This window comes from Streptomyces sp. TG1A-8 (assembly GCF_030499535.1).
Lineage (GTDB): Bacteria > Actinomycetota > Actinomycetes > Streptomycetales > Streptomycetaceae > Streptomyces.
The window spans coordinates 330,527-343,302 of the sequence record NZ_JASTLB010000004.1; the positions used below are offsets into that span (position 1 = coordinate 330,527).

General features: G+C 70.0%; 9 protein-coding genes and 4 pseudogenes. 5 read left to right on the forward strand and 8 right to left on the reverse strand.

Going from position 1 to position 12,776, the window contains the following annotated elements:
• Positions 1 to 39: 39 nt before the first annotated feature.
• Positions 40 to 1,188 (reverse strand): annotated as a pseudogene (locus QQY24_RS33645) (transposase); the annotation flags it as partial.
• Between the two features lie 204 nt (positions 1,189 to 1,392).
• Between QQY24_RS33645 and QQY24_RS33650 the strand changes: the two are divergent.
• Complete coding sequence (locus QQY24_RS33650; RefSeq protein ID WP_301976717.1) at positions 1,393 to 1,872, forward strand: RNB domain-containing ribonuclease; 480 nt, start codon at positions 1,393 to 1,395, stop codon at positions 1,870 to 1,872.
• Entirely contained in the window at positions 1,869 to 2,117 is a 249-nt protein-coding gene (locus QQY24_RS33655) for a hypothetical protein (protein ID WP_301976718.1), read from the forward strand. Before QQY24_RS33650 ends, QQY24_RS33655 begins: the two co-directional genes overlap by 4 nt.
• Positions 2,118 to 2,188: 71 nt before the next feature.
• Here the strand turns inward: QQY24_RS33655 and QQY24_RS33660 are convergent, their stop codons facing one another.
• Together QQY24_RS33660 and QQY24_RS33665 are read right to left on the reverse strand one after the other, a co-directional pair.
• Positions 2,189 to 2,599 carry a VOC family protein gene (locus QQY24_RS33660; RefSeq protein WP_301976719.1) on the reverse strand — a complete coding sequence of 137 codons (411 nt, stop codon included), beginning with the start codon at positions 2,597 to 2,599 and terminating at the stop codon, positions 2,189 to 2,191.
• A 55-nt stretch (positions 2,600 to 2,654) separates the two neighbouring features.
• A complete protein-coding gene (locus QQY24_RS33665) occupies positions 2,655 to 3,047 on the reverse strand; it encodes a helix-turn-helix domain-containing protein (RefSeq protein ID WP_301976720.1) in 393 nt (130 codons plus the stop codon).
• A 527-nt stretch (positions 3,048 to 3,574) separates the two neighbouring features.
• Between QQY24_RS33665 and QQY24_RS33670 the strand changes: the two genes are divergently transcribed.
• The 3 genes and pseudogenes from QQY24_RS33670 to QQY24_RS34940 all read left to right on the forward strand — a co-directional run.
• Complete coding sequence (locus QQY24_RS33670; protein WP_301976721.1) at positions 3,575 to 6,685, forward strand: fibronectin type III domain-containing protein; 3,111 nt, start codon at positions 3,575 to 3,577, stop codon at positions 6,683 to 6,685.
• A gap of 274 nt (positions 6,686 to 6,959) precedes the next feature.
• A pseudogene (locus QQY24_RS33675) lies at positions 6,960 to 7,043 on the forward strand (XRE family transcriptional regulator); the annotation flags it as partial.
• 344 nt (positions 7,044 to 7,387) lie between these two features.
• Positions 7,388 to 8,616 (forward strand): annotated as a pseudogene (locus QQY24_RS34940) (Tn3 family transposase); the annotation flags it as partial.
• Position 8,617: 1 nt separating this feature from the next.
• Here QQY24_RS34940 and QQY24_RS33690 read toward each other — a convergent pair.
• The 5 genes and pseudogenes from QQY24_RS33690 to QQY24_RS33710 form a co-directional block, all read right to left on the reverse strand.
• A pseudogene (locus tag QQY24_RS33690) lies at positions 8,618 to 9,087 on the reverse strand (site-specific integrase); the annotation flags it as partial.
• 141 nt (positions 9,088 to 9,228) lie between these two features.
• Complete coding sequence (locus QQY24_RS33695; protein ID WP_301976725.1) at positions 9,229 to 9,924, reverse strand: MBL fold metallo-hydrolase; 696 nt, start codon at positions 9,922 to 9,924, stop codon at positions 9,229 to 9,231.
• Between the two features lie 212 nt (positions 9,925 to 10,136).
• Positions 10,137 to 10,643 carry a 3-isopropylmalate dehydratase gene (locus QQY24_RS33700; protein ID WP_301976726.1) on the reverse strand — a complete coding sequence of 169 codons (507 nt, stop codon included), beginning with the start codon at positions 10,641 to 10,643 and terminating at the stop codon, positions 10,137 to 10,139.
• Positions 10,643 to 11,896: an aconitase/3-isopropylmalate dehydratase large subunit family protein gene (locus QQY24_RS33705; protein WP_301976727.1), complete on the reverse strand. Its 1,254-nt coding sequence runs from the start codon at positions 11,894 to 11,896 to the stop codon at positions 10,643 to 10,645. The genes QQY24_RS33700 and QQY24_RS33705 overlap by 1 nt, the downstream gene beginning before the upstream one ends.
• Positions 11,896 to 12,771 (reverse strand): oxaloacetate decarboxylase, encoded by an 876-nt coding sequence (locus tag QQY24_RS33710; RefSeq protein ID WP_301976728.1) that lies wholly within the window; start codon positions 12,769 to 12,771, stop codon positions 11,896 to 11,898. The genes QQY24_RS33705 and QQY24_RS33710 overlap by 1 nt, the downstream gene beginning before the upstream one ends.
• Positions 12,772 to 12,776: the final 5 nt, after the last annotated feature.

Consider the following 12,776-nt stretch of genomic DNA (forward strand, 5'->3'; position numbering starts at 1 on the left):
GGCAGACTGGGGTTTGTTCACAGGCTCTGACCTTGGCGTTTAACTTCGCTGCGCTTGGTGTTCCTTGATTGTTTCGGCGCGTTTCACGGTCTTGCCCACATCGTGGCGCTTGGCGCGGTGCTTGTTCTTCGCGCCTGGTGGCCGTCCGGGCCCGGGTCGGGAGGGTTTCGGTGCGGCCGCGGGACAGGCCGCGGTCGCGCGGATGTTGCGACCCCCCCGGACCCGAGCGGGGGTGAGGCGGCGGGGTCCGGCCGGCCGTTTCCGGGGACGGCGACCGTCCCCGGCGAGAGGCCGGGCCAGACGAAGCTGGGTGTGGGCGGCGATGATCAGCCAGGTCCACAGGTCGGTGCTGTCGGTGTGGCGGATCTTCGGGGTGGTCCAGCCGAGGGTTTGCTTCATCAGCCGGAAGGTGTGTTCGAGGTCGAATCTGCGGAGGAACGCCTGCCACCAGCGGTCCACGTCCGCGGGTGCGGCGCGGGTCGATGAGACCCATAGCCAGACCGGTTTCGGGTCGCGGTCGCCCGGCAGGCGCTCGACCTTCAGGCGCATCAACGTGCCGTGCAGGACGGGCAGTGTCTCCTCGGCCAGGTCCAGCCAGGGACCGCGGTGGGTGAGCCGGGGGTGTATCCGGTCCCAGGCCATCGCTTCGGCCTTGCCGTAGCGGGTGGTGTCGGTGACCGTGGTGACCTCGGGCTCATGCCAGCTGTCGGGCCGGGCGAAGGCCAGGAGGCCGCCGTGTTTGCGGGGACGCCCGCTCTTCGGGGCGGAGCGGGTCGGGCCGGCGTCGCGGAGCATGACGCGGTCCGAGCGCAGTCTCCCGACCAGTACGACCGGCAGGTCCGCGAGTGCGTGGGAGAGGTAGGTGATGTCGTGGCCCGAGTCCATGACGATCCAGATTTTCGGGTCGCCGTCGTGCCACTGCCCGGCCTTCTGCAACTTGATCACCACGTCGCGGAGCTGGGCGGCGGTGACCGCGGTTGCGTCGTCGGTCTGTCCCAGGCGCACGGCGTCCAGCAGCGCGGTCCAGGAGGTCCGGCCGGTCTCCAGGGCCGCGACGAAGGAATACGGCCAGCCTGGCACGAACTGGTCCTTGCTGCGGTCACCGCGCCCGTAGACGTGACAGAACAACCGGTCGTCGCTGGTGGAGGCGTCGGGGCGCAGCCAATTGCTCACATCGACAGCCAGCACGAACGAGGTCAAACGCCAAGCTGAGCGAATCCTCACCGCCGCCGCACCGTTTCCTGGCAACTCAGCAAACGGCGGCCGCCTCGTTGGACATGATGAATTTGGCGCCGGTGGTTCACCGTTGCCGCGCCACGGAAGGAAGAAGTGTTGCCCGCCCACGCCTCTCCCGCCCATCTGCCCTCCGCAGGCTCCCCGACCGTCCCGCACATGATCGACCGCAAGGGCAGTCTCGACCGGGATGACGCCATCACCGTCCGCCGTCTGCCTGACGGCTGGGAGCTCGCCGTGTACGTCGCGGACGTCGCCTCCGGTGTCGGTCCCGGAAGCACCGCCGACCGGGAGGCATTCGCGCGCCGGGAGTCGGCGTACGGCGGGTTCCGCGGTACGGCCAAGATGCTGCCGCGTGCTGTCGAGGCGCGGCTCACTCTGGCGGAGGGCCGCACGTGCGCGGCTCTGCGGGTGCGCATCACCTGCGACGACGGCGGCACCTTGCTTGGAGTCGACGTCGGCCGGGCGCAGATGCGCGGCGCCCTCGCCCTGGACCATCGCTCGGTCGCCGGCGCAGCTACGGTGCGCTGGCCCTGTATGACCTTCTTCAGGGCTGGGCCACGGACGAGGACGGCCGTCTGGTGCGGGTGGCAGGCGCGGAGCGGAATGTCGCCTATCAGATCGTCCAGAAGTGCATGATCACGGTGAACACCGCTCTGGCCGGGTGGGCTGCAGAACGTGGCGACAACATCGGCCTGTACACCTGCGGCCGGACGGCGGTCATCGACTTCTTCGGCGTGGGCTCGTGGCGGAACAACCAGAGCGCCGGCACCCGGCCCCTGCTGGCCCTCGTCGGCGGCGACACCTGGAGGACGCCCGCCGCCCCCAGTGAGCAGCTCACCAACGTGGACTGGGAGCTGGTCTACACCATTCGACCCTGCTGACCAGCGCTGCCCCAGCGGCCGGTCCCCCGCGCGGGGGACCGGCCGTGTTCCCGGGCGGGCCCGGCGGTGGGTCAGCCCTTGAGCTGGGTGAAGCGCAGGCGGTTGCCGAAGGGGTCGCGTAGGCCGCAGTCGATGCCGTACGGGCGCTCGGTCGGTTCCTCGGTGAACTCGACGCCGCGCGCCAGCAGCTTCTCGTAGGTCCCCCGGCAGTCGTCGGTGGTGAGGATGAGCCAGCCGCCCATGGCGCCCTTGGTGACCAGCTCGCGGACCTGCTCGGCGGTCTCCGCCGACATCGCCGGCGGGCCCGGCCGCTCCAGCAGGACCTGCCGCTCGGGGTGGTCGGGGACGCTGACGGCCAGCCAGCGCATGAAGCCCATGTCGACGTCGGCGGCGACCTCCAGGCCGAGCGTGCCGACGTAGAAGCGGAGGGCCTCGTCCTGGTCCAGGACGTAGATCTGGGAGTGCGTGATCGCGGTGAACATGGCCCTGACGCTATCGAGCGCCGGGGCCGCGTACTTATCCGAAACTGCTCGGTTCTCAGGCGCTCGGGCGGGTCCAGGCCATCGTGAAGCACGTGGGCACGCCGGCGGACACCGCTTCCCGGCGGTACGCGCGGGGCGAGCGGCCGACGATGTCGCGGAACGTACGGCTGAAGGTGCCCGGGCTGGCGAAGCCCACCTCGAAGCTGATGTCCGTCACCGGGCGGTCGGTCTCGCGCAGCAGGAACATCGCCCGCTCCACCCGGCGGCGCTGGAGGTAGCGGTGCGGGGTCTCGCCGAACGTCGCCCGGAACGTACGGGAGAAGTGCGCCGGGGAGACGTGCGCGAGCCGGGCCAGGGCCGGGACGTCCAGCGGGCGCGCGTAGTCGCGGTCCATCGCGTCCCGGGCCCGCAGCAGGCGGCGGTTGGTCTCCTCGGTGGCGCGGCTCACGCCGCCATCCCATCACGGCCCGTCCCGGCGCGGGGCGGCCTGGCGGGCCCGGACCCGGGGGAGGGTGCGGAGGAGGTTCCGAGACCTGGCGAGGGAAGGGCTTGTCCCCCGTGCGAGCTACGTCCGAAGTGGCTCTGCATGGTGACGACCGCGGCTCGTGGCGTCTGTAGCGTTTTCTCCGGCCGCTGTGCTCGGGGGACGGCGGTCGCTGTCGGATGTGCCGTTCCCCTGCCGACCGGCAGGGTGCTCCGTATCGGCGGTTCCGGGATCGCCGCCGCGGCCGGGTGGCACCCGCGCGGGGCTGGCACCCTACGGCGGCGGACCTCGGCGCCGGCCGGATCGGCCAGCCGCCACGACGCGGAAGGGGGCGACGCCCGGCAGGGCGTGCGGGAGGACCGCCGCGGCAGCGGTTCGTGCGGCGGCGGCTATGCCAAGTCACCTTGAGGGAGCTCATGAGAACGAACGAAGTCCGGCATCGCAGGCCCGGGACGGAAGGGCGCCCGCGAAGATCCCGAACGCTCCGCGGCATGATCACGATGTTGGCGTGCGGCGTGCTGATGGCGGCATTCATCAGCCAACCGCGGGAGGCGAGCGCCGCTCCGCAGGACATCACGAACCTGAGCATGGCCACCTGGAACATGCAGGGCGGTACCGCCGGAAGCGACAGCAAATGGTCGACAGGCGTCACCGCGCTGGCGAACGGCAGACCGTCCGATGCCATGCTCGCGCACAACATCGTGGCACTACAGGAGGCGGGTTCCAGCCCACCGGGGGAGGACATGGGCGTCGCCGCCCAGTCCGGTGGCTCGCAGGTGACCGAGACCCTCTGGCAGGTCGGTTCAGGGACATACCGCTACGTGTACTTCATGGAGACGGACCCGAACGGGCACCGCGTGAACCTTGCGATGGTGACCGACCGCGTTCCACGGGAGGTGCGGATCGTTCCGTCAGGTCTCCCCGCCGGCCGGGCGACGTTCGGGCTGAGGTTCGGCACGACCTGGGTGTTCACCCTGCACGCGCTGTCCGGCAGCGGCAACGACGTGCCGGGGCTGCTGAGGAACATCGAAGCCGCGGTGGGCGGGGACAGCTGGGTCGCGCTCGGCGACTTCAACCGGGATCCGGTCAACCTGACACAGGCGATGCCGCTCGATAGCACCGGCAACCGCATCGGTGTCGTGGCGGGACCCGGCGCCGCCACGCACGTGGACGGCGGTGAACTGGACTACATGGTCACCTCCGGCGACCTGTCCGGCATCCTCGCTCCGGCGCGCCTGGCCAACCCCGGCGGCGCGGACCACACACCCGTGGGCTTCAGGTCGGCGATGGCCGCCGCGGCGGCCGAGTACCAGATCACCGCGACCGACGTGCCGCCCGGCGTGGGCGCCACGGTGCAGATACCGAGCCCGGCGGCGGACTCGGTCCTTGACGACGATCTGCACGGCGCGGAGAACTGGCGCTTCCGGAACTACGACCCGGGGGACGACAGCGCGCAGATCGCCAACGTCGATCCGGACATCGGCTGCATGATCTTCGTGGAGAGCGGTGCCATGCGGACGGCGCCGTGCGTCGCGGCGCGCGATCAGGTGCCACCGGAGCAGAAGATGACCATCGTCGACGCGGATGTTCCCGGCGCCGGGCGGGACGTGGAGATCAGGTCCGCCTTCAAACCCGAGTACTGCCTGTACGTGACCTATCAGCAGGCGAACGGCTTCTCGGGCCGGAACCAGTGGCGAAACTGCGGTCGGCCCGGGGTCAGGACGCGGGCGGCGGCCGACGAGGAGGGAGGCAGCCACTGGACCCTCGCCCCGGTCCACCGGGTGATGATCGTCGGCGATTCCATCACGCAGGGCCGGGAGGGCGACTTCACCTGGCGCTACCGGCTGTGGCAGTGGCTGCGGAGCCAGAAGGTCGCCGTCGACTTCGTCGGGCCGTACTCCGGCACGTTCACCCCCGACCAGCCGGCCCCGCCCACACCCCCGCGGCTTCCGGAGGAGGCGCCGCCCAGTCAGGGCCTCCGCACGTCGGGCGGCTACGCCCCCGACGTCAGCGAACCCCAGAACCCCGGGTCCGGACCGCCGACCGACATCGCCTTCGACAGCGACCACTACGCGCACTGGGGCCGCCAGGCCGCGCAGGTCAAGCTGGACATCCGGCAGCAGGTCGCGACCTACCGGCCCGACCTGATCCTGCTCGCGATCGGTTTCAACGACATGGGCTGGTTCGTCAGCGACGAATACGGCACGTTGAGCGATGTTGGGCAGATCGTCGCGCTGGCCCGCGACGCCCATCCGGGTGTCGACTTCGCGCTGGCGAACGTACCACAGCGCACGAAGATCGGCGGCCGGGACGACCTCATCGCCAAGACCGACCACTACAACAGCCTCCTTCCGCAGTCCATGGCGACCTGGCATGCGGACGACCCGATCTCCAACATCAACCTCGTCGACTGGGCGGCCCGGTACTCGTGCTCTCCGACGAGCTGCCCCTCCGGATATGACGGCCTGCACCCCAACGAACACGGGGAATACGAACTCGCCGCGGCCTTCGCGCAGGTCCTGCACCAGGATTACGGCTTCGGTGCCAGGGACATGGACGTGCCCGCCACCGTGCCCGCACGACTCACTCCGGCGTTTCCCACCCACGTACGAGCGGTGTCCAGCGCGCGCGGCGTCACGGTGACCTGGGACCCGGTGTACGGAGCCGTCGACTACGACGTACGTTCGCGGATCGCCGGTCAGACGGCGTGGAGCCAGGGGAAGGCCTTCAGCAACCGGACCGACACCACCTGGACCGTCGACGGCATCGGTTGGGAATACCAGGTGCGGGCCAACATGGGCTGCCGCTGGAACACGGACCCCCATGATCCACGCGGCTGCACCGAGACCACCTCGGGATGGTCCGCCACGGTCGGCGCCACCGCCCACCCGCAGACCGCACCGCCCCCGACCAGCATCGCCAGCCGGCCCAGCGCCACCGGTGTCGACGTCGCCTGGACCCCGCCGACGGGACCGTACACCGACACCATCGACCGCTACGAGATCGTCCTGTACGACAAGGACACCCCCGGCGCCTTCCTCACCAGCACCGGGGCGCGCGGCACGGTCGCGCACGTCGACGGCCTCAAACCCGGGCACCACTACCTCGTCGCGGTGGCGACCTGGAACGCGGCCGGCGGCGGCCTGCCCGGCCTGGCCCGCCCGGTCACCGTCGGCGCCGGCACCCCGCCCGCGCCGACGGACCTGCGGGTCACCTCCACCGACGCGACGTCCGTCCAGCTGGACTGGAAGGGGTCGAACGCGGCCGCCGGCTACCGCGTGTGGGTCCGCGATATCAACGGCGACGACCACGACGGCGGCACCTCCAAGGCAGACGAGGACATCGTCGAGGACACGAGCAAGGGGATCGGGTTCCTGTTCCCCGGCGTGTGGAACTACGAGTTCTGCGTGACCGCTGTCAACGGCGTCTACGAGTCCGGCAAGTCGAACTGCGTGGTGGCGCCCCGACCGGCGGGCAGCCGCGCGTCGGGCGCCGTGCAGGCCGCCCCGCCGAGCGCGAGCGACCGGGCCCGGCAGGACATGCGGACGTTGCTGGACCTTCCGAAGCAGGTCAGCACATCCGGCGCGGCATCTGGTAGATGAACCGGCCGCGGCAGGCCCGGACCGCTCGCGACCGGGCGACGGGCCTGCCGTGGAACCCGGTGAAGACCTTTCATCGTCTCGACAGACGCCGTGGCGGAACCGCTCAGCGCTCCGGGAAGCTGAAGGTGTGGCCGTGGGCGCGCAGCCACGGCAGGAGCGAACGCAGCGGGTCGGCGTGAGTGGTTACTGATGGTGGGGACGGCAGTTGTCTTCAGCAACGCCCGGTAAACCTGAGGGTCGTCACTGCTCCCCGCGCCCGCGGGGATGGCCCCGCGACGACGCCCGCATCCGCCACCTCACCATCGCCCTGCCACCCCACCACGCAGCCCGTCTCTTCGACGCCCAGGACGCCGGCGCGGAAGGCCCCAGCGCGCAGATCCTCGACGAAGGCCGCCACGGTCCGGCGGAAGCGACGGCGCTGTTCTGGGGTGAGGCGGTCCAGGTCGGTGGTGAAGCGAGAAGAGGTCTCGTAGGTCGGCACGTCGGTCCTCCAGGCAGCAAGAAGCCCCCGGCATTGCCGGGGGCGGAGAGTCGGCGACGTGGTGCAGGGCGCGGCGTCTTTGGCCACTGGGTGGAGGGGGGTGAGGAACATCCGTGTCAGATCGTGCGCTAAGCCTTCGCGGCTCTGATCGACGCTTTGACCTGGGCTGATCGTACGGCGCAGCCTTCGCGGGTCGATGTTGTCGATCTTCGGGGGACCTGGTGGCGGTCGAGTTCCTGTCGGATCAACAGGCAGTCCAGTACGGGGCGTTCAACGAAACGCCGTCTCGTACGGAGTTGGAGCGATACTTCTTCCTGGACGACTCGGACCTGGAGAAGGTGCAGGCCAAGCGGCGTGCGCACAACCGGCTCGGATTCGCGGTCCAGCTGACGGGCGTGCGGTACTTGGGCCGGTTCATGCCGGACCCGCGACAAGTGCCGGCGGAGGTCGCCGAGTACCTGGCCGAGCAGTTGGGCATCGCCGACGCCTCGGTGCTGAAGGAGTACGGGGAGCGGGACGGGACAGCCCGTACGCATGCCGGGGAGATCCAGGAGTCCGGGGGCTGGCGGGACTTCGCCGAGGTGCGGGACGAGCTGAGCGCGTGGCTGGACGCGCGGGCCTGGACGACCGGCGACGGGCCGAAGTCGCTGCTCGACGCGGCGGTGGGGTGGCTGCACGAGCGGCGGGTGCTGCTGCCCGGGGTGACGAGGTTGGCCCGGCTGGTGGGCACCGTGCGGGAGACGGCGAACAACCGCTTGTGGGACACCCTGTACGCGCTGCTGAATGTCGGTCTTTCGGGCGCCGGGGCGGCGCAACGTGGCTGAACATGATCAACGACCAGGCGGCGGGACTGGGCGGGAAGGTGGTGGCCGGCACCCCGCGCGACTCCCTGTACGTACTCGATGTCCTCTATGACCGGGACGGCGGCAAGCGCCCGGAGATGATCGTCACCGACACCGCCTCGTACAGCGACATCGTCTTCGGCCTCCTGACGTTGGCCGGGTTCGCGTACGCGCCCCAGCTGGCGGACCTGCCGGACCAGAAGATGTGGCGCATCGACCGCACCGCCGACTACGGCGCCTTCACCGACGCCGCCCGCGGCCGGGTCGACCTCGCCCGGATCGGGCGCCAGTGGGAGGACATCCTGCGGATCATCGGCTCCATCCACACCGGCGCCGTCCGCGCGTACGACGTCATCCGGATGTTGTCGCGGGACGGGCGGTCGACCCCGCTGGGGGATGCGATCGCCCACTACGGGCGGATCGCCAAGTCCCTGCACATCCTGCGTCTGGCCGACGAGCCCGGCTACCGGCGCCAGATCAAGGCGCAGGCCGACCTCCAGGAGGGCCGCCACGCGCTCGCCCGGAAGATCTTCCACGGCAAGGCCGGGCAGCTCTACCAGCGCTACCAGGACGGCATGGAAGACCAGATCGGCGCGCTTGGACTCGTGCGCCTGGGCCCGGCTTGCGGTGGGTGACGAACACCGGCCCGCGCGTACGGCCCTTGAGCAGGCGGGGCAGCAGCCGCGCGGTGCCCGCGTCCCAGTACACGGTCTCCAGCACGAAGTCCTCGCGTACCGCGCCGCGGCGCCGGGTGCGTGGCCGGGCGCCCTTGCCCTTCACCGGGGCCCGACGCCCGGCGAGGTCCAGCTCCTCGATGTTGACTCCGAGGATCTCCTCCGACCGCGCGACCGTTTCGTAGAGCATCCGCCACAGGGTCTTCTCCCGGAGATGGACATCGCGACGGGCGATCAGCCGGTCGATGGCCATCTTCGAGCGGCCGGGGTCTCAGAGTCCGGCGGAGTCATCCGCTTCGCCCACGCCGGCACCTTCGGGCCGTCGTACCCGTACTCGCCGCACCAGCCCAGCCACGACAGCACCGACGCCCGCCGGGCGTTCCAGGTGTTGACCGCCGCCTCGCCCCGTGGGAGGGGGAGGCATCTGGTGGTCGGAGGCACGCGATGCATGCGAACAGCTCCGGCGAGGGGATGCTCACGGCTGCGCCGGTGTCGGTGGCGAGGCGGTTGTGTGCGGCGTGGTGGGGGGCGTGGCCGGGCAACGGGTCAGGCGGGGGCCCGGAGTGCTTCCAGGAATTCGTGGAAGGCGTCGGCGTTTCCTTCGGTGAGCGGGGCTCCATGCGCGAATCCGATGGTGCGCAGGTCGGCGGGGAGTTTGGCGAGGCTGGCGCGTCGCAGATCGGGGTCGGCGGCGAGAGCGGCGGGGCCAAGGGCGATGGCGCCTCGGTTGAAGACGGCGTCGCCCAGTAGCACGGTGCGGGTGGGCTCGTGCACCAGGACGATGTGACCGGGGCTGTGACCGGGCGTGTGTACGACCCGAAGTCCGTCCGAATCCTGGATGAGTTCTCCGTCGTTGACGGTGGCGTCGGGGGTGAACGGGGTCCAGTGGAGCTTGGGCAGACGGTCGATGGCGCGGCCCACGAAGCCGGAGCGGCCCTCGGGGGGCACCCGGCCGGCATCGAGCCAGGGCGCGTCGGCGGGGTGGATGAGGATGGGCGCTCCGGTGAGGTCGCGGAGCTGCGCTGCGCCCTGGACGTGGTCGGGGTGGGCGTGGGTGAGCACGATGCGGCGGATGTCGGACGGCTTGCGTCCCAGGTCAGCAACGGCGGTGAGCAGGCTTTGCGGCGCCTTGGCCCAGCCGACGTCGATCAACGTGAAGCCGTCGTCCCCGTCGACGAGGAAGGCGTTGTCGCGTTTGCTGGTGGCGATGAGAGTCACGCCGGGGGCGATGCGGTTGTGCATGAGGGGAAGTCCTTGGGTGGCGGGGGTACAGGTCTGCGTGATGGGCGTCGCCCACTTGCCGGACCGCTTGGTGGACGCCGGTGCGTCCTTGTACGCGTTACTGTGCGTCGGCTTACGCGCCCGTGGGGATGACGTCGACGACTGAGGTAGGGGCGGTGGCGGGGACTCCATTGTGTTGTTCTTGGTCCCCGCCACCGGCGTTCGGTCCCGCCCTAGGCGGGGATCGGGACGTAGCCCTCGCGTGCGAGCTTGGGGATGATGCCTCCGGCAGCGAGGATGTCCAGGACGAGCGGTGGCAGGGCTCCACCCTGGAGGCGGTTGCCGGACTCGTCGTTCTCCACCCAGCCTTCGGCGAAGTCCAGGTGCATGAGGTCACCGTCGTGGAAGGCCTCGTGCACGCCGGGGACGGTGAGGGCGGGCAGTCCGTGGTTGATGCAGTTGCGCAGGAAGAGCGAGTTGAACTCTTCGGCGACCAGGGCGGCGACGCCGAGTTCGCGGAAGAGCGCGGCCACGGGCCGGGAGGATCCGAGACCGAAGTTGCGACCGGCTATGACGATGTCTCCCGGTTGGACCTGATCGGTCCAGCCGGGGCGCAGCTCGTAGAAGATGTGCTTGGCGGCTTCGGGTACGGGCAGCTTCATGGCGAAGGCCGGGTACATGGCGTCGGTGGTGACCGAGTCTCCGACGACCCAGACGTGGCCGCTGATTGTGGTGTTCATCAGTGCCTTGCTCCTCGCGGGTCGGTGACGTGTCCGGCCAGGGCGGAGGCGGCGACGGTGGCTGGGGAGGCCATGTAGATCTCCGCGTCGGGGCTGCCCATGCGGCCGGTGAAGTTGCGGGTGGAGGAGGTCAGGCAGACCTCTCCGGGGGCGAGCAGTCCCATGTGGTAGCCGAAGCAGGCACCGCAGGTGGAGTTGGTGACGACGGCGCCCGCGTCGGTCAGGTCCTGGAGATATCCGGCCTTGAGAGCTTCGCGGTAGACCTGCTGGGATGCGGGGGTGACCAGGAGGCGGACGCCGGGCGCGACCTTGTGGCCCCGGACGATCTCGGCGGCGATCCGAAGGTCCTCGAGCTGTCCGTTGGCGCAGGACCCGATGAAACACTGGTTCACCGGGCGCTTTTCGATAGCAGAGACCGGCAGGGAGTTGTTGCTGACAGTGCCGGGGCGGGCGACGTAGGGCTCGAGGGAGGAGAGGTCGATGGTGCGGACTGCGGCGTAGGTCGCGTCGGCATCCGCATCGGCGGCCTGGTAGGTGCCCTCGGCGGCTCCGTGCTCGGAAAGGAATGCGCGGGCGAGGTCGTCGATGGGGAAAGTTGAGAAGTCCGCCGAGATCTCGGCACCCTGAGTGGCGATGGTGCGCCGGTCGTTCATCGGGATGGAAGCCAGCCCCGGGCCGCCGTATTCGAGGTTGTGGTTGGTGGCGTCCCCGTACGTGCCGGCGATGTAGAGGAAGATGTCCTTGCCGGACACGTTGGCGGGCTTGGTGCCGGTGAACTCGTACCGGATGGTGGGGGCGATCTGGAACCAGGTCTTCCCGGTGCACAGGATCGAATAGACCTCCGCCGGTCCCAGTCCGCGGGCCGCGGTGTTGTAGGCGCCGCCTGCGCAGGTGTGGGAGTCGGTGCAGGCGAGGATCTCTCCCGGGCGGGCGAGTCCGTTCTCGGCTATGACCTGGTGGCAGATGCCGTGCTGGCCGACGTCGTAGAACTTCTCGATGTTGAAGTCGCGTGCGAAGGCGCGGGCGTGGGTGCCGCCGAGTGCGTCGTGGACGGAGGGTGCGGGCACCGCGTGGTCCATGACCACGGCGACCTTGTCGGGGTCGTTGATTTTCAGGGGTTGTACCCAGCTGGTGGCGAACTGCAGGTCGATCATGACGGTCATGTCGACGTCGCAGACCACGGTGTCGCCCACGCTGACCTGTTCCCGGCCTGCTTTGCGGGCGAGGATCTTCTCGATCATGGTCATGCCCATCAGGCACCGTCCTTCGTCTTGTCGCGGTAGCGCTCGCCGATTGCGGACCATTCGCGCAGCCCGACCAGCTCGAACAGTCCCCGGGGTCCGGCGGTGGCCTCGGGCATGGTGCCGCCGAGGCGGCCGAGCGCGTCCAGGCCGTGGAGGACGTAGGGGGCCAGGAGTGCTCCGGGGTGGATGGCGATCCGGTAGCCGAGGGCGGCGAGTTTGTCGGGGGCCGTGTCGGGGGTGAGGCCGCCCTGCACCATGTTGATCAACAGGGAGGCGTCGACCTCGCGGGCGATCTGCTCGATCTCGTCGAGGTTCTCGGGCGCCTCGACGAAGATGATGTCGGCACCGGCCTGGGCGTAGCGGTTGGCGCGGTCGATGGCTTCGTTGATCCCCAGCGGGCCACGTGCGTCGGTGCGGGCGATGACCAGAAGGTCCGGGTCGGTGCGGGCATCGAGTGCGGCGCTCAGTTTGGTGACGAACTCGTCGGCGGTGACGAGTTCCTTGTCGGGAAGGTGTCCGCACTTCTTGGGGAAGGCCTGGTCTTCGAGCTGGATGGCGGCGACGCCTGCCCTCTCGTAGGCATGGAGGGTGCGGACGACGTTCATGGGCTCGCCGTAGCCGGTGTCGGCGTCGGCGATCAGGGGCACGTCGCCGAGTGCCTCGGCGACGATGCGGGCCCTCTCGGTCATCTCGGTCTGTGTGAGCAGGCCGATGTCGGGCAGACCGAAGCCGGCCACGGCGACGCCTGCGCCGGTGAGGTATCCGGCCTTGAAGCCCGTACGGGCGACGAGTGCGGCGGACAACCCGTCGAAGACGCCCGGTGCGGTGATCAGGTCGCCTTCGGTGAGCAAGGCCCGGAGCCTGGCCCGTGCGGTGATGGTCATCATGG

Excerpts from the sequence above, each read along its gene's own strand:
- QQY24_RS33650 (WP_301976717.1), top strand. The coding sequence starts at position 1,393 with ATGATCGACCGCAAGGGCAGTCTCGACCGGGATGACGCCATCACCGTC.
- QQY24_RS33655 (WP_301976718.1), top strand. The coding sequence starts at position 1,869 with ATGATCACGGTGAACACCGCTCTGGCCGGGTGGGCTGCAGAACGTGGC.
- QQY24_RS33660 (WP_301976719.1), bottom strand. The coding sequence starts at position 2,599 with ATGTTCACCGCGATCACGCACTCCCAGATCTACGTCCTGGACCAGGAC.
- QQY24_RS33670 (WP_301976721.1), top strand. The coding sequence starts at position 3,575 with ATGATCACGATGTTGGCGTGCGGCGTGCTGATGGCGGCATTCATCAGC.
- QQY24_RS33695 (WP_301976725.1), bottom strand. The coding sequence starts at position 9,924 with ATGCACAACCGCATCGCCCCCGGCGTGACTCTCATCGCCACCAGCAAA.
- QQY24_RS33700 (WP_301976726.1), bottom strand. The coding sequence starts at position 10,643 with ATGAACACCACAATCAGCGGCCACGTCTGGGTCGTCGGAGACTCGGTC.
- QQY24_RS33705 (WP_301976727.1), bottom strand. The coding sequence starts at position 11,896 with ATGGGCATGACCATGATCGAGAAGATCCTCGCCCGCAAAGCAGGCCGG.
- QQY24_RS33710 (WP_301976728.1), bottom strand. The coding sequence starts at position 12,771 with ATGACCATCACCGCACGGGCCAGGCTCCGGGCCTTGCTCACCGAAGGC.